This is a genomic window from Xanthomonas sp. NCPPB 1062, assembly GCF_041481705.2.
GTDB classification, from domain to species: Bacteria; Pseudomonadota; Gammaproteobacteria; order Xanthomonadales; family Xanthomonadaceae; genus Xanthomonas; species Xanthomonas euvesicatoria.
In genome coordinates, this window is record NZ_CM192987.1 from 2648197 (window position 1) to 2673194 (window position 24998).

The 24998-nt window shown below is 66.1% G+C and carries 20 protein-coding genes and 1 tRNA gene; 12 read left to right on the forward strand and 9 right to left on the reverse strand.

What is annotated here, in order from left to right; genetic code table 11:
* The first annotated feature begins 43 nt into the window (after positions 1 to 43).
* The 6 genes from ACCQ16_RS11675 to ACCQ16_RS11700 all read left to right on the forward strand — a co-directional run bounded on the left by ACCQ16_RS11675 (position 44) and on the right by ACCQ16_RS11700 (position 6288).
* A complete protein-coding gene (locus ACCQ16_RS11675; RefSeq protein ID WP_277572723.1) occupies positions 44 to 1981 on the forward strand; it encodes a heme lyase CcmF/NrfE family subunit in 1938 nt (645 codons plus the stop codon).
* On the forward strand, positions 1974 to 2576 hold the full coding sequence (locus tag ACCQ16_RS11680) for a DsbE family thiol:disulfide interchange protein (protein ID WP_008573806.1): 603 nt from the start codon (positions 1974 to 1976) through the stop codon (positions 2574 to 2576). The genes ACCQ16_RS11675 and ACCQ16_RS11680 overlap by 8 nt, the downstream gene beginning before the upstream one ends.
* Positions 2573 to 3004: a cytochrome c-type biogenesis protein gene (locus tag ACCQ16_RS11685; RefSeq protein WP_277569273.1), complete on the forward strand. Its 432-nt coding sequence runs from the start codon at positions 2573 to 2575 to the stop codon at positions 3002 to 3004. The genes ACCQ16_RS11680 and ACCQ16_RS11685 overlap by 4 nt, the downstream gene beginning before the upstream one ends.
* Positions 3004 to 4017 (forward strand): tetratricopeptide repeat protein, encoded by a 1014-nt coding sequence (locus tag ACCQ16_RS11690; protein ID WP_277572722.1) that lies wholly within the window; start codon positions 3004 to 3006, stop codon positions 4015 to 4017. The genes ACCQ16_RS11685 and ACCQ16_RS11690 overlap by 1 nt, the downstream gene beginning before the upstream one ends.
* Before the next feature lie 302 nt (positions 4018 to 4319).
* A complete protein-coding gene (gene metX, locus ACCQ16_RS11695) occupies positions 4320 to 5522 on the forward strand; it encodes a homoserine O-acetyltransferase MetX (protein WP_372379965.1) in 1203 nt (400 codons plus the stop codon).
* A gap of 151 nt (positions 5523 to 5673) precedes the next feature.
* Entirely contained in the window at positions 5674 to 6288 is a 615-nt protein-coding gene (locus ACCQ16_RS11700) for a DUF1294 domain-containing protein (RefSeq protein WP_008573802.1), read from the forward strand.
* 72 nt (positions 6289 to 6360) lie between these two features.
* Here the strand turns inward: ACCQ16_RS11700 and cydC are convergent, their stop codons facing one another.
* Both cydC and cydD read right to left on the reverse strand, forming a co-directional pair.
* On the reverse strand, positions 6361 to 8046 hold the full coding sequence (cydC, locus tag ACCQ16_RS11705; RefSeq protein ID WP_122272975.1) for a thiol reductant ABC exporter subunit CydC: 1686 nt from the start codon (positions 8044 to 8046) through the stop codon (positions 6361 to 6363).
* Positions 8043 to 9779, reverse strand: coding sequence for a thiol reductant ABC exporter subunit CydD (gene cydD, locus ACCQ16_RS11710; RefSeq protein WP_031422989.1), 1737 nt, complete (start codon positions 9777 to 9779; stop codon positions 8043 to 8045). Before cydD ends, cydC begins: the two co-directional genes overlap by 4 nt.
* Before the next feature lie 151 nt (positions 9780 to 9930).
* Between cydD and ACCQ16_RS11715 the strand changes: the two genes are divergently transcribed.
* From ACCQ16_RS11715 to ACCQ16_RS11735, 5 genes are all read left to right on the forward strand, one after another.
* Positions 9931 to 11553 (forward strand): cytochrome ubiquinol oxidase subunit I, encoded by a 1623-nt coding sequence (locus ACCQ16_RS11715; RefSeq protein WP_014090334.1) that lies wholly within the window; start codon positions 9931 to 9933, stop codon positions 11551 to 11553.
* A 16-nt stretch (positions 11554 to 11569) separates the two neighbouring features.
* Positions 11570 to 12721 (forward strand): cytochrome d ubiquinol oxidase subunit II, encoded by a 1152-nt coding sequence (gene cydB / locus ACCQ16_RS11720; protein ID WP_122272978.1) that lies wholly within the window; start codon positions 11570 to 11572, stop codon positions 12719 to 12721.
* Between the two features lie 88 nt (positions 12722 to 12809).
* A complete protein-coding gene (gene cydX, locus ACCQ16_RS11725; protein ID WP_008573380.1) occupies positions 12810 to 12920 on the forward strand; it encodes a cytochrome bd-I oxidase subunit CydX in 111 nt (36 codons plus the stop codon).
* A gap of 59 nt (positions 12921 to 12979) precedes the next feature.
* Positions 12980 to 13056, forward strand: a tRNA-Pro gene (locus tag ACCQ16_RS11730).
* 83 nt (positions 13057 to 13139) lie between these two features.
* Positions 13140 to 14405 carry a CynX/NimT family MFS transporter gene (locus ACCQ16_RS11735; protein ID WP_080721124.1) on the forward strand — a complete coding sequence of 422 codons (1266 nt, stop codon included), beginning with the start codon at positions 13140 to 13142 and terminating at the stop codon, positions 14403 to 14405.
* On the opposite strand, the gene ACCQ16_RS11740 is transcribed toward ACCQ16_RS11735, so the two are convergent.
* Entirely contained in the window at positions 14386 to 16299 is a 1914-nt protein-coding gene (locus ACCQ16_RS11740) for a CocE/NonD family hydrolase (RefSeq protein ID WP_277572793.1), read from the reverse strand. The two genes, ACCQ16_RS11735 and ACCQ16_RS11740, sit on opposite strands and share 20 nt — an antisense overlap.
* Before the next feature lie 324 nt (positions 16300 to 16623).
* On the opposite strand from ACCQ16_RS11740, the gene ACCQ16_RS11745 reads away from it, so the two are divergent.
* The gene (locus tag ACCQ16_RS11745) at positions 16624 to 19035 is read left to right on the forward strand and encodes a glycoside hydrolase family 95 protein (protein WP_277572721.1); all 2412 of its coding nucleotides are present in this window, start codon (positions 16624 to 16626) and stop codon (positions 19033 to 19035) included.
* A gap of 100 nt (positions 19036 to 19135) precedes the next feature.
* Here ACCQ16_RS11745 and ACCQ16_RS11750 read toward each other — a convergent pair whose 3' ends face one another.
* The 6 genes from ACCQ16_RS11750 to ACCQ16_RS11775 all read right to left on the reverse strand — a co-directional run bounded on the left by ACCQ16_RS11750 (position 19136) and on the right by ACCQ16_RS11775 (position 24995).
* Positions 19136 to 20380 (reverse strand): glutamate-5-semialdehyde dehydrogenase, encoded by a 1245-nt coding sequence (locus tag ACCQ16_RS11750; protein WP_031423002.1) that lies wholly within the window; start codon positions 20378 to 20380, stop codon positions 19136 to 19138.
* Between the two features lie 159 nt (positions 20381 to 20539).
* Positions 20540 to 21694: a glutamate 5-kinase gene (gene proB / locus ACCQ16_RS11755; RefSeq protein ID WP_031423004.1), complete on the reverse strand. Its 1155-nt coding sequence runs from the start codon at positions 21692 to 21694 to the stop codon at positions 20540 to 20542.
* A 13-nt stretch (positions 21695 to 21707) separates the two neighbouring features.
* Positions 21708 to 21968: a YciI family protein gene (locus ACCQ16_RS11760; RefSeq protein ID WP_011347701.1), complete on the reverse strand. Its 261-nt coding sequence runs from the start codon at positions 21966 to 21968 to the stop codon at positions 21708 to 21710.
* On the reverse strand, positions 21965 to 23263 hold the full coding sequence (locus tag ACCQ16_RS11765) for an argininosuccinate lyase (protein WP_011347702.1): 1299 nt from the start codon (positions 23261 to 23263) through the stop codon (positions 21965 to 21967). Before ACCQ16_RS11765 ends, ACCQ16_RS11760 begins: the two co-directional genes overlap by 4 nt.
* A 173-nt stretch (positions 23264 to 23436) precedes the next feature.
* Entirely contained in the window at positions 23437 to 24387 is a 951-nt protein-coding gene (gene argC / locus ACCQ16_RS11770; protein WP_014090340.1) for an N-acetyl-gamma-glutamyl-phosphate reductase, read from the reverse strand.
* Complete coding sequence (locus ACCQ16_RS11775; protein WP_011347703.1) at positions 24384 to 24995, reverse strand: GNAT family N-acetyltransferase; 612 nt, start codon at positions 24993 to 24995, stop codon at positions 24384 to 24386. The genes argC and ACCQ16_RS11775 overlap by 4 nt, the downstream gene beginning before the upstream one ends.
* Positions 24996 to 24998: the final 3 nt, after the last annotated feature.

Here is a 24998-nt window from a genome sequence, read left to right on the forward strand (position 1 = left end):
TGCCGTCGTGGCACGGACCCACGCTTGACAACGCACCGACCCGATGCTTCCTGAACTCGGGACGTTCCTGCTGGTGCTGGCCCTGCTGGTGGCGCTGGTGCAGGCCGTGGTGCCGCTGGCAGGCGCACAACGCGGACGCAGCAGCTGGATGGCCGTGGCGCGACCGGCAGCGCTGGTGCAGCTGGCACTGATCGCATCGGCCTTTGCCGTGTTGACGCACGCCTTCTTGGTGCAGGATTTTTCGGTGCGCTACGTCGCCGAGAATTCCAACAGCCTGCTGCCGGTGATGTACCGCTATTCGGCGGTGTGGGGCGCGCACGAAGGCTCGCTGCTGCTGTGGACGCTGGTGCTGGCGTTGTGGACCGGCGCGGTGGCGATCTGGTCGCGGCAGCTGCCGGCGCATGTGATCGCGCGCGTGCTCGGCGTCATGGCGCTGGTGAGTATTGGGTTTCTGGCGTTCTTGCTGTTCACCTCCAACCCGTTTGCGCGGTTGTTTCCGGTGCCGCCGGAAGGTGGCGACCTCAATCCGCTGCTGCAGGATCCGGGGCTGATCGTCCATCCGCCGATGCTGTATTGCGGCTACGTCGGCTTTGCGGTGCCGTTCGCGTTCGCCATCGCCGCACTGCTGGAAGGCCGTATGGATGCGCGCTGGCTGCGCTGGACGCGGCCGTGGACCAATGTCGCCTGGTCGATGCTCACCGTGGGCATCGCGCTCGGTAGCTGGTGGGCGTATTACGAGCTGGGCTGGGGGGGCTGGTGGTTCTGGGACCCGGTGGAGAACGCCAGTTTCATGCCGTGGCTGGTGGGCACCGCACTGCTGCATTCGCAGGCGGTGACCGAAAAGCGCGGCAGCTTCGCCAGCTGGACCTTGTTGCTGGCAATCGCCGCCTTCGCGCTGTCGCTGCTGGGCACCTTCCTGGTGCGCTCGGGCGTGTTGACCAGCGTGCATTCGTTCGCCGCCGACCCGTCGCGCGGGCTGTTCATTCTGGTATTCCTGCTGGCCGTGGTCGGTGGTTCGTTGCTGCTGTATGCGCTGCGCGCGCCGCTTCTGTCGGTGGCGGACGATCCGCGTCGCGCATTCGCCGGCAGCTCGCGCGAAACCCTGCTGCTGTTGAACAACCTGCTGCTCACCTGCGCCTGCGCCATGGTGTTGCTGGGCACCTTGTACCCGCTGCTCGCCGATGCGTTGGGACTGGGCAAGTTGTCGGTCGGCCCGCCCTACTTCGGCACCTTGTTCGTGGTGCTGATGGCGCCGCTGGTGGCGCTGCTGCCGTTCGGCCCGCTCACCCGCTGGCAGCGCGAACAGGCCTCGCGGCCGGTGGCGATGCTGGCGCCGTGGGCAGGCCTGGCGCTGGCGGCCGGCGTGCTGGCCTGGTTGGTCGCGCCGCAGGGACAGTTGAAAGCCGCCTTCGGTGTCGCCGGTGCAGCCTGGGTGCTGCTGGGCACCGCGCGGTTCCTGTGGACGCGGCGGGCAGCCAAGGGGCGCAGATTCACCGCCGAGATGCTGGGCATGGTGCTGGCGCACCTGGGCGTTGCGGTGTTCCTGTCCGGTGCCCTGCTGGTGGAGGGATTGAGCCTGCAGCGCGAAGTGGCGCTGGCGCCCGGGCAACAGGTGCAGATCGGCCGCTATGCCCTGCATTTCGACGGGCTGGAAGAACTGCGCGGGCCCAATTACGTGGCCGACCGTGCCGACCTGCAGGTGCTCAAGGACGATGCGCCGGTGGGCGCGCTGCAGGCCGAAAAGCGCCGCTACGCCAGCGGTGGCCAGACATTGACCGAGGCGGCGATTCGTCCTGGCCCGTTTGGCGACCTGTATGTCGCCCTTGGCGAACCGCTGGGCAACCAGGCCTGGGCGGTGCGTGTCCACCTCAAACCGTTCGTCCGCTGGATCTGGCTGGGAGCGCTGCTGATGGCGCTTGGCGGCCTGGTGACCGCGGCCGACCGGCGTTTTCGTCGTTCTCCGGAGATCCAAGATGGTTGAGTCACGTTCGCCCCGCCTGCCCACTGCGGTTCTCGTGGGCGCCATCGTGCTGCTGCTCGCCCTGGCAGCGCTGCTGGTCTACGCGGTGGTGCGCTCCGGTCAGGACGATCGCGATGCCCTGCCCTCTGCGTTGATCGGCAAACCGGCGCCGGAATTCGCGCTGCCGCTGCTGCACGACCCGGCCATCGTGGTGCATGCGCGCGAATTGCGCGGCGCGCCGTACATCATCAACGTGTGGGGCAGCTGGTGCCCGGCCTGCCGCGAAGAACACCCGGTATTGAGCCGCTTCGCACTGACCAAGCGCGTACGCGTGATCGGCTACAACTGGAAGGACGAGCGCAACGATGCGCTGCGCTGGCTCGAACAACTCGGCAACCCGTATCTGCTGGTGGTCGCCGATCAGGATGGCCGCACCGCCATCGATTTCGGCATTGCTGCCGCGCCGGAAACCTTCTTGGTCGACGGGCGTGGCGTGGTGCGTTGGAAGTACAGCGGCATGCTGACCCAATCCATCATCGACACCCAGTTGATTCCGGCGCTGAGCAAGATCGAACGTTCGCCCACCGCCGCACCGGACCTGCACGCCAAACAATGACCCGCTGGCTGCTGACGCTAGTGTTACTGCCCTGGCTGGCATTCGCCCAGCCGGTCGGCGACCCGGCGCCGCTGCGCTATGCATCGGCCGAAGAGGAGGCGCGTTTTCACGCACTCACCGCCGAGTTGCGCTGCGTGCAATGCCAGAACCAGTCGCTGGCCGATTCCAACGCGCAGATTGCGCAGGACCTGCGCCGGGAGGTGCTGGCGCTGATGCACGAGGGCCGCAGCGATGCGCAGATCCGCCAGTTCCTGGTCGCGCGCTATGGCGAGTTCGTGCTGTATCGCCCGCGGGTGGAGTCGCGCACCTGGCTGCTATGGTTCGGTCCGCTGCTGGTGTTGCTGCTGGGCGCGGGCGCCGTTGTGCGGGTGGTACACAAACGCAGCGTGGCCGCGCCTGTCGTGCCTGCCGATGAGCAGGAGTGGTGATGGCCGGCTTTGTCGTCGCGGGGATCGTGATTGCGCTACTGGCCTTCGGCGTGGTGTTGCGCCCGCTGTGGCGCGAAGCGCGCGGCCTGGCCGCAAGCGTGGCAGTGTTGCTGCTGGCCGCGAGCACGGCGTTGTACTGGCTGGTCGGAGCGCCAGGCGCCATCACGCAGCCGACCGATCGCCTGGCCACGCCACGTTCGCTGGACGAAGCCATCGTGCAGCTGCGCGCGGCGCTGGCCAGTCACCCCGAACAGGCCGAGGGCTGGGTGTTGCTGGGGCGCTCACTGTCCAGCCAGCAGAAATTTGCCGAAGCGCGCGATGCCTTCGCACGCGCGGTCGCACTCCGTCCGGACGAAGCGGACGTGCTGGTCGCCGCGGCGCAGGCGCGCATGCTTGCCGACGACAGCGGCCGCCCGGACCCGGAAGCCATGCGCCTGCTCGAACACGCGCTGGCGGTGCAACCGGACCACCAACGCGCGCGCTGGTTCCTGGGGGTGGTGCAGCGCCAAGCCGGTGAGCCGGCCAAGGCCAGTGCGACATGGGAGCCGCTATTGCGTGTGGTCGATGCCTCCACCCGCCCCGGCCTGCTCGAACAGATCAATGCCGCCCGACAGGACGCCAGGCTCGAGCCGATCCAGGCACCGGCTGCGCCTACCGCCGCTGCAGCGAGTGGCAAACGCCTTCAGGTGCGCGTGACGCTGGATGCCGAATTCGCCAAGCGCGCCGGACTGCCCGGCGATACAAGCGTGTTCGTGATCGCGCGCGCGGCCGACACGCCAATGCCGGTGGCGGTGGAAAAACACGCGCTGCGCGAGCTTCCATTGACCATCACGCTGGACGATGGCGACAGCCCGATGCCGACCCGCACGCTGTCGTCGCTGGACAACGTACAGCTGCTGGCACGGCTGTCGCACAGCGGCAACGCCATGCGCCAGGCCGATGACGTGGAGAGCGCTCCGGTGACGGTCGCACTGCCTGCGGCCGCGCCGGTGGAACTGGTGATCGGCCGCTGATGGCTGACGCATTGCGCGTGATGGGCGAGGTCATCGACCTAACTGATGCGGGCAAACACTCGATCTTCGTGCAGCCATGCCGCTGTACTGAAGGTACATCACGCGTGCATCGACACAGATCGAGCGGCGTTTGCGATTGCCTGCTGAGCCGGATGTTCCGTTGTCTACATGCGCATGCAGACGAATGTACGCACCGCCGGCCAGCAGCCTAATCGCGTATCAAATGAGCGCCCCTCGCTTCGTGTATTTCCCATCCCACATGCCCCCCAGCACCCTCGCGCAGTGCCAGCTAGAATTGGCCCATGACTGAATTCATCCCTGCCGGCACGCTGTACCACGCCCTGCCCTCGCCGTTTCCGATGAAGCGCGGTGGCGTGCTGCATCAGGCACGCGTGGCATACGAGACCTGGGGCACGCTGGCCGCAGATCGCAGCAACGCGATCCTGATCGTCACCGGCCTGTCGCCCAATGCGCACGCGGCGGCAAACCAGGCCAACCCCGAGCCGGGCTGGTGGGAAGCGATGCTGGGCCCGGGCAAGCCGATCGATACCGCACGCTGGTTCGTGGTCTGCGTCAATTCCTTGGGCAGTTGCAAGGGCTCGACCGGGCCGGCCTCGGTGAACCCTGCAACCGGCGCGCCGTATCGGCTCACCTTTCCGGATTTGTCGATCGAAGACGTGGCCGATGCCGCAGCCGATGTGGTGCGCGCACTGGGTATCGCGCAACTGGCCTGCCTGATCGGCAACTCGATGGGCGGCATGACCGCGCTGGCGCTATTGCTGCGTCATCCCGGCATCGCGCGCAGCCATATCAATATCTCCGGCAGCGCGCAGGCATTGCCGTTTTCGATCGCGATCCGCTCGTTGCAACGCGAGGCGATCCGGCTGGATCCACACTGGAACGGCGGCCACTACGACGATGCCCGCTACCCGGAATCGGGCATGCGCATGGCGCGCAAGCTCGGCGTGATCACCTATCGCTCGGCGCTGGAATGGGACGGCCGTTTCGGCCGCGTGCGACTGGATTCCGAGCAGGCGGCAGATGATCCGTTCGGGCTGGAATTTCAGGTGGAAAGCTATCTGGAAGGCCACGCGCGCCGCTTCGTGCGCTTCTTCGACCCCAACTGCTATCTTTACCTGAGCCGCTCGATGGACTGGTTCGACCTGGCCGAGCATGTCGACGAGCAACCGGCTACCGAATCTGCCATCGACCACGCCCATGCAGATGCCCTGCCCGCCTCCGCCAAGCCGCAGACCGGCGTCTCGACCGCCGACACGGTGCTTGCCGGCCTGGCGCGTATCCGCGTCGCGCGTGCGCTGGCGATCGGTGCCAACACCGACATCCTGTTCCCGGTGCAGCAGCAGGAGCAGATTGCCGACGGCCTGCGTGCCGGCGGCGCCGATGCGCACTTCATCGGCCTGGATTCGCCGCAAGGCCATGACGCGTTCCTGGTCGATTTCGCCCGCTTCGGCCCAGCGGTCCGCGATTTTTTGCAGGACTGTTGAGTTCCTTGAACGTCGCTCTGCGCCGCCGGATCTCGGCCGATGCTGCTGGAAGATGACGACCGTCACCGCTGTTTTTTCCGGCTGGGCAGTTGATGCGTGATATGCGCGCAGATCGCACCGGCAAGCCACACCATCCAACAGAGCAACGCGAATGCGCTATCAGGGACGTCTCAGCGACTGGAATGATCACAAGGGCTTTGGCTTCGTCACGCCCCATGGTGGTGGCGACCGCGCATTCGTCCATATCAGCGCATTTGCACAGCAGACGCGTCGCCCGCGCGATGGGGAGATCATCACGTATGCAATCGAACGCGATGCGCACAAACGCCTGAATGCCACGCAAGTGCGGTGGGCAGACCGTACCACCGCCGCCAGGACCGAACAGCGTCGCAGCGGCTTGCCACGCAAGACGCTGGCTGCGGTGTCGATGCTCGCGTTGGCGGCGGCCACGCTGATGCACGTGGTACCGGTGATCGTCCCGCTCTGGTACGCGGCGGCCAGCCTGGTCACCCTGCTGATCTATGCGATGGACAAGTCGGCCGCGCAACGCAATCAATGGCGCATACCCGAATCCAGCTTGCACCTGCTGGCGCTGATCGGTGGTTGGCCAGGTGCATTGCTGGCGCAGGAAATCTACCGGCACAAGTGCAGCAAGGCGGCGTTTCAGCTGAGGTTCTGGCTCACGGTTGCGTTGAATGTCAGTGCACTGGTACTGGCAGTGACCGAGACCGATCTGATGGCCGCGCTTGCGGTGCTGTTTGATTGAACGCGATCAACAACGCGCGGCCAGGCGATCAACGCCCATCCTGTGACCACGTTCGAGGACCTCGGTGATCGGCTATGCGTTCTGGTCGAGCAACTCCAGCGTTCCCTCACGCATCCGGTAATGCCGTTGCACGACACCGGGCGGCAGCGCGTCGTGGGTGATCATCACCAGCGAGCGTTCGCCGAGTGCGGCGGCCAGGTCGACCAACAGCGCGTGGGCGGTATCCACGTCCAGACCATCGGTGGGTTCGTCGAGCAACAGGATCGGGGCATCGCGCAGCAGTGCCCGCGCGAGGGCGAGCCGGCGCGCCTGGCCGGCAGACAGCGTGGCGCCGTTTTCGCCAACCCAGGTGTCCAGACCGTCGTTCGCGCTGGCCCACGCGCCCAGGCGCACCTGTTGGAGCACCTGCCACAGTGCGGCATCATCGGCAGCGGCGTCGCCGATGAGCAGGTTGTCGCGCACGCTGCCGGCAAACACCGGCGCGTTCTGTGGCAGCCAGGCGATACGCTGGTGCCATTGCGCCTGTGCGAGGTGGCGCAGGTCGATGCCCGCGTAGCGCAGCTGCCCGGCCTGCGGATCCCACAGGCGCAGCAACAACGCCAACACTGTGCTTTTACCGCTGCCGCTATCGCCACTGATGGCAATGCGCTCGCCCGGCGCCAGGGTCAGATCGAGCGCGTGCAGCACCGGGCGCACGCTACCGGGCCAGGCAAACGACACCTGCTGCAATTGCAACGTGCCGGTGCGCGGCACGTCGATCGCGTGCGCCGGATCGCTCACCGATGGCGCTTGATCGACGATGGCCTGCAGGCGCCTGGCGGCAACGCGTGCGCTTTGCAGCGCCTGCAATGCCAGCCCTGCACCGGCCCAGACTTCCAGCAACGCCATGGTCAAAAACACCAACCCCGCAGCGAGCTCGGCGGCGATCAGCCCGCGTTCGGCCGCGCCAAGTGCCAGCCACAGCATGCTGGCCAGCCCCAGCCCGCCGCAGAGCGCATGCAGCAGGTTGCCTGTGATCAGCCGTCTGCGCTGGATGCGATCGCCGCCGGTGACGGCGGCGGCGGCGGCGTCACTGCGCTGCAGCCAGGCGCCCTGCGCGTCGACCGCAGCAAGGTCGGCCGCGCCCTCCAGGCCTTCGAAGGCCTGCGTGCGCAAGGCCGTGCGCTGCTGTGCACGCAACTGCTCGCGCTGCGCGCCGCCACGTGCCACCTGCCACGGCACCAGCCCGCCGATCAACATGCCAAGCACCAGCAACAAGCACGCAGCGGGGAGATAGATCAGCGCAGCGGCGGCGACACCACCTAACCAGATGCCGAGCAATGCGGCCAGCGGTGCCAACGCGCGCACGCTCAGGCCGTCGACCTCGCCGATGTCGGACATCAACCGCGCCAGCAGATCGCCGGTCCGGGTGGCCGACAATCGCCCGGGCGCCAGCGGCAAGGCGCGGCGAAAGAACCACACCCGCAGATCGCGGGCGATGCGCAAGGTGGCATCGTGCCCGATCAACTTTTCGCCGTAACGCGACACGATACGCGCGAAGGTCAAGGCGCGAATGCCGGCCGACGGCGAGAAAAAGTTGAAACCGGTCCCCATGCCGGCAACGCCTGCCAGCGCAGCGGCGGTCAGGAAGCTGCCGGACAAGCCCAGCAGGCCGACACCGGCAAGCATGGTGACCAGCACCAGCACTGCCGACAACAGCAGGCGCCAGGCATGCAGACGAAACACATCGCGCAAACGATCAGGCTGGGGGCGGCTCATGGTGCCTCCAGCGTGACCGGCACGCCGCGCAGATCGATCACCGTGTCGGCCCAACGCATCGCCGCAGCGCTATGCGTCGCCAGAACGACCGCACGGCCGCGCGCAAAGATGCCCAGCGTCCGCAGCAATTCCGCTTCGGTGTCCGGGTCCAGAAAGGCGGTGGGTTCGTCCAGCAGCAACACCTCCGGCTCGCGCAACAACAATCGCGCCAACGCCACGCGGCGGGCTTCGCCACCGGACAAACCAAAGCCACGCTCGCCGATCACGGTGTCCAGGCCGGCCGGCAAGTGCGCGGTAAAGCGCAGCACCTGCGCCGCCTCGGCCACCGCGTGCAGGCGCGCATCGCTGGCCTGCGGGTCGGCCAGGCGCAGGTTGTCGGCAATGCTGGCGTGAAACAGGTAGGGCCGCTGCGTGGCATATCCAATGCGCGCCCCCGGGCGCACGGCCACGCTGCCCGCCTCGGGTGCAAGCCAACCGGCGAGCCCTTCCAGCAGCGTGCTCTTGCCGCTGCCGCTGGCACCGATCACCGCAACGCGCTGGCCGGGCTCCAGCGTCAGTGCGAACTCCTGGACCACCACCTGCGGCGCGCCGGCAGGACGCAGCGCCAATCCACGTGCCTGCAACAAGGGCGCATGCGCTTGCGCCGGCTCCAGGGCACGTGCGGGTAGCACTGCGGTGTGCGCGGCGGCATCCGGCTGGAAACCCTGCAGCAAGCGCTCGGCTTCGGCCACGGCAGCCAAGGCGTTCGCGCGGTCATGGTAATGCGCGGCCAAGCGCCGCAGCGGTGCGAAGAATTCCGGCGCCAGCAAGAGGCAGAACATGCCGGCACCCAGCGACGGCATACCGTGCAGATGGAGCATGCCCAGATAGCTCAAGCCGAAGTACAGCGCTACGATCGCAACGCTGACGGAGGCAAAAAACTCCAGCACTGTGGAGGACAGGAATGCGATGCGCAACACCTTCAGCGAGCGCTCGCGCACGCCCTCGGCAGCGGCGGCAATGCCCTGCAATTCAGCCTGGCCGCGGCCATACACGCGAAGCAATCCCAGGCCCTTGAGGCGATCGGCAAAATGCCCGCCCATGCGCGCCAGTTCGCCGAGTTGTTCGCGCCCTGCGGCCTCGGCGCCCCAGCCCACCAGCATCATGAAGAACGGAATCAGCGGCGCGGTGAGCAGCAACACCAGCCCGACCACCCAATCGACCGAAAACACCGCGATCAGAATCAGCGGCGGCACCAGCACCATTTCGATGCGAGCGAGCTGGTAGCCGACGAAATAGCCTTCCAGCGCATCGGTATGCGCCAGGCTCAACTCGCCCAGTTCGCCACTGCGTTGCCGGCGCAACCATAGCGGCCCGTGCTGCACCAGGCGTTGCGCAATGCGCGCGCGCAGTTCGCGCTTGGCCACGTCGGCCACATCGCCGGTCAACGATTGCGCCCAGGCATTGAGTAGCGCGCGCCCGATCAGCGCAACCAGCAACCCCGCGCCCACGTTGCGCAATTGCGCCATTGCCAGGTGCTGCACCAGTACCGCCTGTACCAGCCAGGCGATCGCAGCCGATTGCACAAGCAGCAACGCACCCGACAACGCCACCGCCACGCCGGCGAGCCGCCGCGCGCGCGTGGCCGATGCGGCCAGCGCATCCAGCCAGTGGCCGCGTTGACGGCGCTGGGCGGGCGTTTCGCTGGCTTGCACGCTGGGCTGGCTCACGTCGCTCTTCTGAAGACTGCGCATTGCACGCGATTGTAAGTCGCCGCCTCCCGGTCGGGGATGGACAGTGTGACGCACCTGTTCAGGACCGCATTGATTTGGATCAACGCGGCCGGCGCGATGGCGGCAGATGATCGCCACATTCCTTACCGACCCTCAACCAGGCCCACCCGCCATGATCGACTCGACAGTTGTCGAACTGTCGCGGCTGCAGTTCGCAGTCACCGCGATGTACCACTTCATCTTTCCACCGCTCACCATGGGTCTGTCGTTCCTGCTGGGCATCATGGAAAGCGTCTACGTCATGACCGGCAAGCAGATCTGGCGGCGCATGACCATGTTCTGGGGTGTGCTGTTCGGCATCAACTTCGCCATGGGTGTCGGCACCGGCATCGTGATGGAATTCGAGTTCGGCATGAACTGGTCGTACTACAGCCATTACGTGGGCGACATCTTCGGTGCGCCGCTGGCAATCGAGGGACTGATGGCGTTCTTTCTGGAAGCCACCTTCTTGGGCCTGTTCTTTCTTGGCTGGAATCGCCTGAGCAAGGTACAGCACCTGATCACCACCTGGCTGGTGGCGCTGGGCAGCAACTTCTCCGCGTTATGGATCCTGATCGCCAACGGCTGGATGCAGAATCCGGCCGGCGCGGTGTTCAACCCCGACACCATGCGCATGGAGGTGGTGGATTTCGTGGCAGTGCTGTTCAACCCGGTGGCGCAGGCCAAGTTCGTGCATACGGTGAGTGCCGGCTACGTGCTGGGCGCGGTGTTCGTGATGTCGATCAGTGCGTTTTATCTCTTGCGGGGCAAGCATATTGAAATGGCACGGCGTTCGTTTGCGGTGGCTGCAGCGTTCGGCCTGCTGTCGTCGCTGTCGGTGGTGGTGCTGGGCGATGAGAGCGGCTACGCCGCCAGCGAACACCAGAAGATGAAACTGGCCGCCATCGAAGCGATGTGGGAAACCGAAGCCGCACCGGCCGACTTCACTGCGTTCGGCATTCCGAACCAGACCACCCATCGCAACGATTACGCCATCAAGATTCCGTACCTGATGGGCTTGATCGCCACGCGTTCGCTGGATGAGCCAATTCCAGGTATTCTCGAACTGGTCGGCCGTGCCGAACACCGCATCCGCGGCGGTCAGATCGCCTACGGCGCACTGCAACGCATCCGCGCCGACAAGAACGACGCCCAAGCACGCAAGGTTTTCGATGCGCACTGGCAGGACCTGGGCCACGGCCTGCTGCTCAAGCGCTATCGCGACGATATCGGCAACGCCACGCCGGAGCAGATTGCCCAGGCCGCGATGGACACCGTACCGCGCGTGCTGCCGCTGTTCTGGACCTTCCGCATCATGGCCGCCATCGGCATGTATCTCATCGCGTTTTTCGCTGTCGCCTTCTGGTTTGCCTGCAAGCACAACTTCCAGGAAAAACGCTGGTTCCTGAGCTTGGCCCTGTGGACGTTGCCGCTGCCGTGGATCGCGATCGAATGCGGTTGGTTCGTTGCCGAATACGGCCGCCAGCCGTGGGCGGTGGAAGGGGTGCTGCCCACGTTCTACGCCGCCTCGGGGCTGGACCTTTACGAGATCGTGATGACGCTGGTGGGCTTCACCGCGCTGTACACGACGTTGTTGGTGATTGCGATCAAGTTGTCGCTGAAGACCATCAACAAGGGACCGGAGGTGTTGTTCCCACCGATGCCGCCCAACGCATTGCCCGCCGCCCTGCAGGACCATGCCCCGTCGCGTCACGCACCGCTGAGTTCCGGTGCCGTGGCCGGCAGTGCACCGTAAGCAAAGGAGAGACATCATGGATTTCGTATTGCTCGATTACACGACCCTGCGCGTGATCTGGTGGCTGCTGCTCGGCGTGCTGCTGTCCGGCTACGCGGTGATGGGCGGCTTCGATCTGGGCGTGGGCGCGCTGCTGCCGTTCGTCGCCAGCAACGATGCCGAACGCCGGCTGGTGATCAACACCGTCGGCCCGGTCTGGGAAGGCAACCAGGTGTGGTTGATCCTGGGCGGCGGCGCGATCTTTGCCGCGTTTCCGCCGTTGTATGCAGTGAGCTTCTCCGGGTTCTATCTGGCGATGTTCCTGATCCTGTTCGCGCTGGTCCTGCGCCCGGTCGGTTTCAAGTTCCGCGGCAAACTGGTGAGTCCGCGCTGGCGCAGCACTTGGGACTGGGCGTTGTTCGTCGGCGGCTTCATTCCGGCGCTGATCATGGGCGTGGCGGTCGGCAACGTGCTGCTGGGTGTGCCGTTCCACTTCGACGACAGCATGCGCACGTTCTACACCGGCAACCTGCTCGGGTTGCTGACGCCGTTCGCATTGCTCGCCGGCTTGCTCAGCGTGGCGATGCTGCTCGCGCATGGCGCCGCGATGCTGGTGCTCAAGACCGATGGACCGGTGGCCGAGCGCGCGGCACGTTTCGGCGGCATCGCCGCGCTGTGTGCGCTGGCACTGTTTGCAGCAGGCGGCGCATGGGTGGCGCTGGGTCTGCCCGGCTATGCGGTGACCTCGGTGCTGGCCACCGATGCGGCCACCAACCCGCTCGGCAAGACCGCTGCGCTCACCGCCGCGGGCGGCTGGTTGCACAACTACAGCAGCATGCCGGCCACATTGATGGCGCCGCTGGTGGGCCTGGTCGGGCTTGCGATGAGCGCGGTGTGCTTACGCCTGCGGCGCGGCGGCCTGGCCTTCATCGCCTCCGGCAGCGCCATCGTCGGCATCGTGTTCACGGTGGGCTTTGCGTTGTTCCCGTTCCTGCTGCCCTCTTCCAGCGCGCCAAGCGCGAGCCTGACGGTGTGGGATGCATCCAGTAGCCGTCTGACGTTGTGGATCATGTTGCTGGCCACTGCCGTGTTCATGCCGATCGTGCTGGCGTACACCAGTTGGGTGTATCGCGTGCTCAAGGGCAAGGTCACCGACGATGCGGTCACGGCCAATCCCAACGCGTACTGAGCGCCGCGGCAGCGATCGCAGTGCCTGCGCTGCTGTTGCCGCACCGCGCACCGCCATCATCCTGTTCAACGATTCGAGGAGCACACCAATGTGGTATTTCGCATGGATACTTGGCACCGGCCTGGCGGCATTGGCCGCGGTGCTCAACGGCATGTGGTTCGAAGCACGCGAGCCCGAGCGTGGCGAGCCGCCTCAGTAAAATAATTTCATCAGATGCTTGCCGATTCCCCATTCCCTATGTAACATACGCGGCTCCTTCGGGGTGTAGCTCAGTCTGGTAGAGCGCTACGTTCGGGACGTAGAGGTCGCAGGTTCGAATCCTGTCTCCCCGACCAGTTTCAAAACACAAACCGGCCTTGTGCCGGTTTTGTGTTTTCAGGCGTCGTTGCACGCACGTGCGCGACGCGGATGGTCTGTCATGTCTGTTGTCACTGCCGCGTCTTCTTCGTCCGCCCAGTTGCGTGGTCGCGGCCTGGTGCTGGCCGCGATCCTGCTGTCCGCATTCAACTTGCGCACCGCGGTGACGTCGCTGACGCCGCTGCTGGAACGCATTGCCGACGAGTACGCCTTCGGCGCGCCCACCATGGGTGCGCTCGGCATGTTGCCGACCGCAGCGTTCGCACTCACCGGCGTGGCAACGCCCGCATTGCTGCGCCGTTTCGGCTTGCTGCGCGTGGCGCTGTTGTCGATGGCGCTGGCCACGCTGGGGTTGGTGCTGCGCCCGCTGCTGCCGGGCACCGCCGGGTTGCTGGTCGGCTCGCTGGTGGCATTGGCCGGTATGGGCATGGGTAACGTGGTGCTGCCGCCGCTGGTGAAGCGTTACTTCGGCGACCGCGTGGGCCGGGTGAGCACGCTGTACATCACCGTGCTGCAGGTCGGCACGCTGCTGCCGGCCCTGCTGGCAGTGCCGGTGGCCGATGCGCTGGGTTGGCGCAGTTCGATGGTGGCGTGGGTGCTGCCGGCCCTGCTGGCAACGGCGGCGTGGGCCCTGGTGCACGCCAACCATCGGCGCATCCGCGCCACCGGCCCGGCACCGGTCACACCCACGCCCGAAGCCGAAGGCCGCGTCGCGCGTACGGCGCTGGGTTGGAGCATGGCGGTGACCTTCGGCATGACCTCGCTGGTGACCTATTCCATGTTCACCTGGCTGCCGACGCTGCTGCGCGAAGCCGGTGCATCGCCTGCGTTCGGCGGCACCATGGTGGCGTTGTTCGCGGCATTGGGCATGGTCGGCGCGCTGACCATGCCGGCGCTGGCGGTGCGCATGCGCAATCCGTTTCCGATCGTGCTGCTATGCGCAGCCTGCCACCTGGTCGCGTTCGCCGGGCTGTGGTGGGCGCCGCTGGCCGCACCGGTCCTGTGGGTGACCCTGCTCGGCCTGGGGCCGAGCACCTTTCCGCTGGCGTTGGTGTTGGTGAATCAGCGCAGCCGCACGGCGGCCGGTTCGGCCGCGCTGTCCGGTTTCTCGCAGGGCGTGGGCTATGCGGTGAGCTGCCTGGGGCCGTTCCTGTTCGGCTGGCTGCACGCGCACAGCGGCGGCTGGACCTCCCCGTTCGTGTTCCTGGTCATCTGCCTGCTGGTGCAGCTGGCCGCCGCCTGGGTAGCCTGCCGCCCGCAGTTGCTGGAAGATGCGTGGACGCCGCCGGCACGCGGCGCCCGCGCGCTCAACGTACCGGCAGACTGATGTAGCTGGGCTGCTCGGGGGACACGTACACCCGCTGCGTGGCCTTCTGATAATCGCCGGGCTTGGCGAAGAAGATATTGGGCACGTAGGTCTGCGGGTTGCGGTCGTACAGCGGGAACAGGCTGGACTGCACCTGCACCATCACCCGGTGGCCCGGCTGGAAGGTGTGGTTGGCGGTTGGCAGGCCGAACTGGAATGCCAGCGGCTGATTGGAGGCCAAGGGTTTGGGCGTGCTGAAGCTCTCGCGGTAGCGGCCGCGGAAGATCGCCAGCGACACCGGCAACTCGTAGCCGCCCATCTTCGGGTTCGACGCCATCTCCTCCGGATACACATCAATCAGCTTCACCACCCAATCGCTGTCGCTGCCGCTGGTGGAGGCCTGCAGATGCACTTCGGGGGCACCGGCGATCTGCAGCGGCTCGGTCAGCGGCTCGGTGACGAAGGTCAGCACGTCAGGGCGGCCATCGACAAAGCGCTGGTCGTGCACCAACCAGGTGGTCCACATCGCGCGGTCGGCAAAATCCACCGGGCGCGGCACGAACGGCACCGGCTTGGCGGGGTCGGACACGTACTCTTCAAAGCCCGCCTGCCCGGCCACCGGTTGCTGGAACGACAACTTGCCGCCGGCCTGCAGATACAGCGGCCTGCTGGACGAGGCGCAGCCCTTGTCGCAACTGCGCGGCCATGCCTTGAGGCGGTCCCAATGGTTTTCGCCGGTGTTGTAGATGAACACCGGCGGCGTGTCTGCCTTGGGCGCGCCATCGACCAGGTACTGGTCCAGGAACGGGCGCAGCACCTCGGAACGGAACTGGCGCGCGGTATCGCCTTCGAAATTCAGCGCGCCCAAGGCACTGCCGTCGTAGTTCACCTGACTGTGGCGCCACGGGCCCATCACCAGGTAGTTGAGCGTATTGCGCTGGTCGCGCGGCTCCATCGCCGCGTAGCTGTGGATCGCCCCCCACATGTCTTCCTGATCCCACAGGCCTTGCAGCCACATCGTGGGCACCTTCAGCGGCGTGCGCGCCATTACCTTGTCGAGCGCCTGCTCCTGCCAGAACGCGTCATAGGCGGCGTGTTCGGTGAGCTTGTGCCACCACGGCAATTGCTCCAGACCTGCGGCCTTGGCGAAGTCGCCGGCCGAGCCGGCCTGCAGGAAGTTGCTGTAATCGTCGTGCCCCTGACGCGCGATGCCGGCGCCCTTGCCGCGCTTGCTGAGCTGGCCGGTGAAGTAATCGAAATTCACCTGGCGGAACGCGCCGTAATTGAACCAGTCGTCGCCCATCCAGCCGTCGATCATCGGGCTTTCCGGCACCGCCACCTTCAACGCCGGATGCGGGTTGGTCAGTGCCATCACCACGGTGAAGCCTTCGTAGGACGAGCCGATCATGCCGACCTTGCCATTGGATTCCTTGACGTTCTTCACCAGCCAGTCGATGGTGTCCCAGGCATCGGTGGCATGGTCGACCTCGCTGGGATTGAGCGGCCCACGCAGCGGGCGCGTCATCACGTAATCGCCTTCGGAACCGTATTTGCCGCGCACGTCCTGAAACACACGGATGTAGCCGCCTTCCACGAAGACGTCGTCGCCGGCAGACAGCAGGTCCTTTATATGCGGCGAGGCCAGCCGTTCGGTGCGGCCACTGGCGTCGTAAGGCGTGCGTGTCAGCATGATCGGTGCGTTCCTGGCTCCCTTCGGCAGCACGATCACCGTGTGCAGCTTGACCCCATCGCGCATCGGAATCATCACCTCGCGCTTGATGTAGTCGTTGTTCGCATCGGCAGCCACGAACGGCTTGCCGGTGATGTCCGGCGTCATCGGCGAGGTTTGCGTCATCGCGGTGCCGGTGGCGGCGGCAATGGCGGTGGCTAGCAGGCAGGCGGCAAGGCGGCGCATGGAATCTCCGGCAGCAACGGTGGGCAGGATGAACAACTGCAGCAGCGTAGACACAGACAACTGGCTTGCGGGAGTGTCGAAGGTACCGGGTCGGCCACGCTGCGGCGCGCACGTGCTGCCGATTGGCGGCAAGGCAGCGCCTTGGTGCTGTCCTGAAATGACCATGCCGTGCGTTGCATCCCTTGCACGCCAGACTTCGATCGGTGCGCGCAGGCCACCCCCAAGCCAAGCAAACGTCATTGGCAGACCGGCAAAATCGCACGCTTCCGCAGGCGCGGCAGATGCTTTACAACGTTTGATCCCACGATTGCAGCGACCGCTCGTATGCGCGATATCCCCTCACACGCCTGCGCTGACCCACACCGCCGCCGTCTGCTTACCCACCTCGGTGCGGCCGCGCTGTTGCCGTTGCTCGGCCGTGCAGGCGGTAGCGACGCGACCACGCCACCGGTACGCCCCACCCGTTCGCCGTTGCTGCCGCCCGAGCAGGCGCTGCGCCTGCCCTATGCGGCACCTGCCGCCGATGCGCAGCTGTTGCGTGAAGGACTGCCGATCGGCAATGGCCGGCTCGGTGCGCTCTGCGGCGGGGCTCCTGCCTGCGAGACGCTGTTCGTTTCCGAAGGCAGCCTCTGGTCGGGCGGCAGCAACGCAGCGCTGCAGGACGATGGCCAGTTTGCGTATACCAAGGAAGATTTCGGCAGCTTCATGCTGCTGGCCAAACTGTTCGTGGAACTGGAAGGGCATGCGCAGGCGCAGGTGTCCGATTACCAGCGCGAACTGGACATGAGCAACGGCTGCGTACGCGTGCGCTATCGCATCGGCGAGACGCGTTATACGCGCACGCTGTTCGCAAGCCACCCGGATGCGGCCATCGTGTTGCGCCTGGATTGCGAAGGCGCAGGCAGCCACCGTGGCCGCATTCGCCTGATCGATACGCATGCCGGCGCCGGTCGCGCCGACGGCGACGCTGGGCTGCGCTTCGCCGGCCAGCTCGATAACGGCCTGCGCTATGCCGCAGCGCTGCGCGTGCACAGCGACGATGGCAGTCTCGAAACAGGCGACGGCCTCCTGCAGTTTCGTGACTGCCGTGGCCTGACCATCGTGTTGTGCGGCGACACCGATTACGCCGCCGATGGCGCACGCGGCTGGCGCGACCCCACGCGCGACCCGCTTGCGCGGGCGCGCCACCGCGCACAGGCCGCCGCTTCAGTGCCTGCGGCGCTGTTGCTGGATACCCATGTCGCCGATCACCGTGCGCTGTTCGACACGTTGCAGGTGGAGCTTGGCCAGTCCAGCGATGCGCAGCGCGGCCTGGAAACCTGGCAGCGAATCCAGGCCCGCGCCGCGGCACCTGCGCTCCCCGACCCGGAACTGGAAGTGGCCTATCTGCAATTTGGCCGCTATCTCACCATCGCCGCCTCGCGCGATGGATTGCCCACCAACCTGCAGGGTTTGTGGCTGGAAAACAACGAGCCGCCCTGGATGAGCGATTACCACAGCGACGTCAATCTGCAGATGAACTACTGGCTGGCGGACCCGTCCGGCTTGGGCAACTGCGTCGATGCGCTGACACGCTATTGCCTGGCGCAGTTGCCGTCCTGGACACGCATCACCCAGACCCATTTCAACGACCCGCGCAATCGTTTTCGCAATACCTCCGGCAAGATCGCCGGCTGGACCGTGGCCATTTCCACCAATCCGTTCGGCGGCAACGGCTGGTACTGGCACCCGGCAGGCAACGCATGGTTATGCGACAGCCTGTGGCAGCACTACGAGTTCACGCAGAACCGGGGCCAGCTCACGCGCATCTATCCGCTGCTCAAGGGCGCCTGCGAATTCTGGCAGGCGCGCTTGATCGCGATGGAGGTCACCGATGCAGACGGGCACACGCGACAGTGCCTGGTCGACGACCATGACTGGTCGCCCGAGCACGGCCCGGAAAATGCGCGTGGTATTGCCTACGCGCAGGAACTGGTGTGGACGTTGTTTGGGCAATACCGCCAGGCCAGCGCCCTGCTTGGCCGCGACGCGGCCTATGCCGCGACCGTCGCCACGCTGCAGCAGCGTCTGTACCTGCCGGAAATCAGCCCGCTAAGCGGCCAATTGCAGGAATGGATGTCCCCCACCGACCTGGGTGAAGCCCATCACCGGCACCTGTCGCCGCTGATGGGTTTATTCCCCGGCCATCGCCTGCATCCGGATCTGGGGCCGCCCGCGCAGGTGGAAGCAGCGCGCAAGCTGTTGGAAGCGCGCGGCATGCAGAGCTTTGGCTGGGCCTGCGCGTGGCGGGCGCTGTGCTGGGCAAGACTGGGCGATGCAGAGCGTGCTTATGCGCTGGTGCTGACCAATCTGAAACCCTCGATCGGTCACAGCAATGGCACCGCGCCGAATCTGTTCGATATCTACGATCTCAGCCAGCACGGCGACCCCACCCTTGGCGGGGTGTTCCAGATCGATGCCAACTTCGGCACCCCGGCCGCAATGCTGGAAATGCTGCTGTATTCGCGCCCTGGCCAGATCACGCTGCTGCCCGCACTGCCCAAGGCCTGGGCCGCGCAAGGCCGCGTTACCGGCCTGGGCGCACGCGGCGGATTCACGGTGGATATGGCGTGGCGCAACGGCGTGCCGACGCAGGTCAGCGTGCGCAGTGTCGGCGGCACCCGCACCCGCATTGCCTGGGGCGCCCAGGCGCACGACATTACGCTTGCACGCGGCCAAGTGCGGCGCGTGCTGTGAGCCGGCCCCGCAGGCCGGCAGCGCCTGCAGCATGACGCCGTTGCAGGCGGCGTCTGCGTGGCGGCCGTTGATGGGTGTTCGCTAGGGGTGCCCAGCGTTCCTAATGCCGCACCTGGCCTTCGCCACGCACCACGAAGCGCTCCACCGTCAGCGCTTCCAGGCCCATGGGGCCATAGGAATGCAGGCGTGTGGTGGAGATGCCGATCTCCGCGCCCAGGCCCAATTCACCGCCATCGGAAAAGCGCGAGGAGGCGTTCACCATCACCACCGCAGAGCGTAGCGACTGCACGAATCGCTCGGCGTTGTCGGCATCCTGCGTGGCGATGACTTCGGTGTGGTCCGAGCCATACTGGCGGATGTGCGCCAGCGCCGTGTCCAGATCCGGCACCACGCGGATGGCCAGAATCAGATCCAGGAATTCCGCGGCATAGTCGTCGTCGCTGGCAGCAGCGATGTCCGGCAGCACCGCCTGCGTCGCCGCATCGCCACGCAGTTCCACCTTGCGTTCGCGCAATGCCTGCGCGGCAAGCGGCAAGAAGCGCTCGGCGATGCCAGCATGCACCAGCAAGGTCTCCAGCGAATTACAGGCCGACGGCCGCGTCGCCTTGCCATCGATCAGCAGGCGCAGCGCAAGCTCCATATCGGCGGATGCATCCACAAACAGGTGGCACACCCCCTTGTAGTGCTTGATCACCGGCACGCGCGCGTGCTCGGCGACAAACCGGATCAGGCCTTCGCCACCGCGCGGAATCGCCAGATCGACGATGTCGCTGAGCTGCAGCAGTTCCAGCATGGTCTCGCGGCGCAGATCCTCGACCAGGGTCAGCGCCGCGTCCGGCACATTGGCCTCGCGCAAGGCCCGCTGCAGTGCGCGCGCAATGGCGGTATTGGAATGGATCGCCTCCGAGCCACCGCGCAGGATCACGCCATTGCCGGCCTTGATGCACAGTGCCGCAGCGTCGGCCGTGACGTTGGGCCGCGCCTCGTAGATCATCGCGATCACGCCCAGCGGCACACGCACCTTCTGCACGCGAATCCCGTTGGGGCGCACATCTTCGCGGGTGATCCGACCCACCGGGTCGGGCAGCTGCGCCACCTCGCGCAGTGCGGCCGCGATGCCGGCCAGGCGCTTGTCGTCCAGCGCCAGCCGATCGAGCATGGCACTGCCGGTGCCCTTGGCACGCGCGGCCTCCAGATCGCGCGCATTGGCGGCCAGAATCGCCGCGGCATCGGCTTCCAGCGCGGCCGCCATCGCGTCCAGCAAGGCATGCTTGGCCGGTGCAGACAATTGCGACACCACCTGCGCGGCATCACGGCATTGCAGAGCGAGCGTTTTGATGGTCATTTGGGAGCCGGGATTGGGGAGTCGGGATTAGGGATTGGCAAAAGCGGGCGACACGGTTTTATCACTACCAGGGGTCAGTCGCTGGGACGAAGAGGCAGAGGTCTAGGGACGCAGTGCACACGCTGTTGCGAATCCCAAATCCCAAATCTCGAATCCCGGCTACAACAGCACCAGATCATCGCGATGCACCACGTTTTCGCCGTAACTGTAGCCGAGCACGTTCTCGATCTCGCGCGAGTGGCGGCCTGCAATACGACGGATATCCAGGGCCGAATACTGGCTGACGCCGCGTGCCAGACACTGGTCGCCCGCGGTGTCGCGCAGACGAATCTCCACCATGTCGCCGCGACGGAAATCGCCCTGCGCGCCGGCCACGCCGCCTGGCAACAGCGAGGCGCCCTTGCCGGTCAGGGCCGCTGCGGCGCCGTCGTCGATGAGGATCGCGCCCGCTTCCACCGGTGCGTGCCGCAGCCAGTATTTTCGCGCAGCGATGCGCGTGCGCGCGGCGTGGATGCGCGTGCCACGCAGGCGGTCCTGCGCCAGGGCGCGCACCACCTCGCCACTTCGGCCGTTGAATAGATAGGTTTCGATGCCGGCCGCACCGGCCTTTGCTGCGGCTTCCAATTTGGTGCGCATGCCGCCGGTCCCCACGTTGCTGCCGCTGCCGCCGGCCATCGCCAGGACTTCAGGGGTGAGCTCGGGCACATCGTCGAGCGGGCGCGCCAACGGGTTGCTGCGTGGGTCGGCGCTATACAACCCATCGATGTCGGTGGCGATGAACAACGCGTCGGCATCGACCAGCGCAGCCACGATCGCGGCCAGGTTGTCGTTATCGCCCAGCTTCAACTCATCCACCGAGACGGTGTCGTTTTCGTTGATCACCGGTAGCGCGCCCAGCCGCAGCAACTCGCCCAAGGTGGCACGCGCGTTGAGATAACGGCGACGGTTGCGCAGGTCGTCATGCGTGAGCAGTACCTGCGCCACCGGCCGCTCGAAAAAGCGCTGCCATAACGCAATCAGCTGCGCCTGGCCCAAGGCGGCCAGTGCCTGCCGCGCCGCGATCGGTGCGCCGACATCCGCCGCTTTGGGCAGGATGGCGCGACCAGCGGCCACCGCGCCCGACGAGACGATCACCAGCTCGCGCCCGGCTGCCAGATTGGCGGAAACGAACTGCGCCAGACCCAGCGCGAAGCGCGGGGACAGGCCACCGCCATCGGCGGCGAGCAGGCTGCTGCCGACCTTGAGCACCGCACGGCGCCACGGCGGCAGCGCCTGCTCGGTAAACGGCGACAACGTGCTGGCAGGCGTGCTCATGGCAATGGCGTCCTCAGTGCGTGTTCCACTCATACACGGTCAGTGCAGAGGCATCGCGCAGCACCAGCGGGTCGCGCGCAACGATCTGCTGCGCCTCTTGAAGCGTGGCCACGTTGACCAGCACATACGCGCCACCGCTGCGATCGCTGAAGCCGCCGGTCAGCTCGAGCTGCCCGGCGGCGCGCAATGCATCGAGAAAGTCCAGATGCGGCTGCACCACATCGGCGGGAAACCCCGGCTTGCGCAGCGCAAGCACCAGATAGCGGGTCGTCATGCGCGCAGCGCCTGCCAGCGCGCCTGCAGCACATCCAGTTGCAGGTCGGCTGCCGCACCGGGCGACACGCGCGCAGCCAGGCTGCCTTCCGGCGTGCGTCCCTGCCCTGCGGTCTCGGCGGCCTGCGCTGCGGCCTTGTAGGCCTCGCGGAACGGCACGCCGGCTACCGCGGCTTCCACTGCCACATCGGTGGCATACATGCCCGAATCGATGGCTGCGCGCAGTTTGTCCGGGCGCCACTCCAGATTGGCCAGCAAGGCCGGCAGCAGTTCCAGCGCTGCAAGTCCGCGGCCAAAGCCGTGCACGATCGCGCCCTTGCTGCTCTGCAGGTCGCGGTGATAACCCGACGGCAGCGACAGCAGCTGTTCGATCTCGGTGCGCGCTGCCGCCACGCTGGCATGCGTTGCGCGCATCAGCTCGATCACGTCCGGGTTGCGCTTGTTCGGCATGATCGAACTGCCGGTGGTGTATTGGGCCGGCAAGGCGACAAACGCGAATTCGCCGCTGGTGAACAGCGACAGATCCCAGGCGATGCGGCGCAGATCCAGCGTGGCGCTGCCGAGCGCTTCGAGCGCGGCCAGTTCGTACTTGCCGCGCGAAAGCTGGGCGTAGATCGGCGAGACCAACAGGCGTGCAAACCCCAGTTCGGCGGTGGTATGCGCACGATCCAGCGGCAGATTCACGCCATAGCCTGCAGCGGTGCCGAGCGGGTTGCTGTCGACCAAACGGACGGTGTCGTCGGCGCGCACGGCGTTGTCGATGAACGCTTCCGCCCAGCCCGCCCACCACATCCCGGCCGAGGACACCACCGCCCGTTGGATGTGCGTATAACCGGGCACCGGCAGCCCGGCCTCGGCCTGTGCGCGGTCCAACGCCACCTTGGCGATCTCCGCGCTGAGCGTGGCAACGCGCTGCAATTTGTCCTTCAGCCACAGCCGCGTGGCGACCAGGATTTGGTCGTTGCGGCTACGCCCGGTGTGGATCTTGCGGCCTGCATCGCCCAGACGCTCGGTCAATCGCGCTTCGATGGCGGAGTGGCAATCTTCGTATTGCGCATCGAGCACGAAGGCGCCGCTGCGAAAATCGGCGGCCAGCAGGTCGAGCTGTTCGCTCAAGCCGCCCAGCTCCTGCAACGACAAGATGCCGATGTGCTGCAGCCCCTGCGCATGCGCCTTGCTGGCAGCGATGTCGTACAGGAAGAATTCGCGATCCAGGATCACATCGTCGCCGGCCAGGAAACTCTGGATCTTGGCGTCAACGGCAACGCCAGGTTTTTGCCACAACAGATTGGTCATCGGAAAGCGTCTCGAGTAAGTCGTCCAGTTTCGATCCCCGCACATGGATGCGCGGGCTGTTGCGAGGAACTCGCTTCGTTGAATCCCCGCACATGGATGTGCAGGCTGTTGCGAGTGACTCGCTTCGTTGAATCCCTGCACATGGATGTGCAGGCTGTTGCGAGGGACTCGCATCAACGAATTGCCATCAACTCGTCCCAGCCCAGCGCAAGGTTGAGGTTTTGCATCGCCTGCGTTGCCGCACCCTTGAGCAGATTGTCCAGGGTCGCCACCACCACCACGCGCTTGTTGCCGGGCGCCAGCGTTACTCCGCCAATCTGCACATCGTGCTTGCCGGCGATGCGGCTCACCCAGGGCGCCTCGTCGACGATTTCGATCAACGGCTCGTCGGCATAACGCTGCGTATAACGCGCCTGGATCTGCTCGCGCGTCAGCGGCTGCTGCAGCCACAGGTTGACGGTCATGGTGATGCCGCGGAAATGCGGCGCCACGTGCGGCATGAACTCCACCGGCACGCCAAGCTGCGCAGACACCTCGCGCTCGTGCATGTGGTTGGTCAGCGCATACGGCATCACGTTATTGGAGAGCAACGCAGGATTGTTCTTGTCCGAAGGCGTGGTACCCGCGCCCGAATACCCGGAGACACCGAAACACTGCGGTGGCCCGGCCAGCTGGTCGAGCAGTGGCGCGATGGTCAGCTGCATCGCGGTGGCATAACAGCCCGGGTTGCTGATACGTTTTTGCCCGGCGTAACTGCCGCGCGTCAACTCAGGCAAGCCGTAGTACCAGGCCGGATCGAAGCGATAGTCGGCCGAAAGATCGATCACCAGCGTCTGTGGCGCTGCCGCGTCGATCGCGGCGACAAAGGGCTCTGCCTTGCCATTGGGCAGCGCCAGGATCACCACGTCGGCCGCCTTGGCGGCCACCGCGTCGGCATCCAGGTTCTCGTAGCGCAGCTGGCCCTGGTAGGCATCGTTATGCTCGGCCACGGGCTGCCCGGCCAGCTCGCGCGAGGACACGAAGCTCAAGTGCAGCTGCGGATGCGCCGCCACCAGTTTGATCAATTCCGAGCCGGTATGCCCGCGGGCGCCGACAATGCCGATGGTCTTTTGTTCAACAGTCATGCGTTTGCTTCCAGGCGGAACTGCAGGTGGCGTTTGACCCCGGCCCATTCCGTATCGATGATGGAAAACACCACGGTATCGCGCGGCGTACCGTCGGCGTGGCGGGCGTGGTTGCGCAGCACGCCGTCCTGTTTTGCGCCTAGCCGCGCGATCGCCGCGCGCGAGGTATGGTTGAACCAGCTGGTCTCGAACACCACGCTCAGGCACCCCAATGTTTCGAAGGCGTATTGCAGCAGCATCAGCTTGGTTTCGGTGTTGACGCCGCTGCGCTGCACGCGTGGTGCGTACCAGGTGTAGCCGATCGACAGCCTGGGCACTGCGGCATCCAGCGCGTAGTAGCGCGTGCAACCGACGATGTCGCCGGCCGCATCGCGCACCGCATATGGCAACGCCGCGCCATCGGCGCAGGCGGCCAGGGCCGCAGCGATATACGCCTCGACCTGCTCCGGTGCGGGCACGCTGGTGTACCACAGCCGCGATAGCGCGCCGTCGCCCACCACCTCACGCAACCCATCGGCATGCGCTGTCTGCAGCGGCTCCAGGCTCGCATGCCGTCCACGCATGTTCGGCTGCTCGCGCCAACGTGCTGGCAAGGTGACGACGCTCATCGC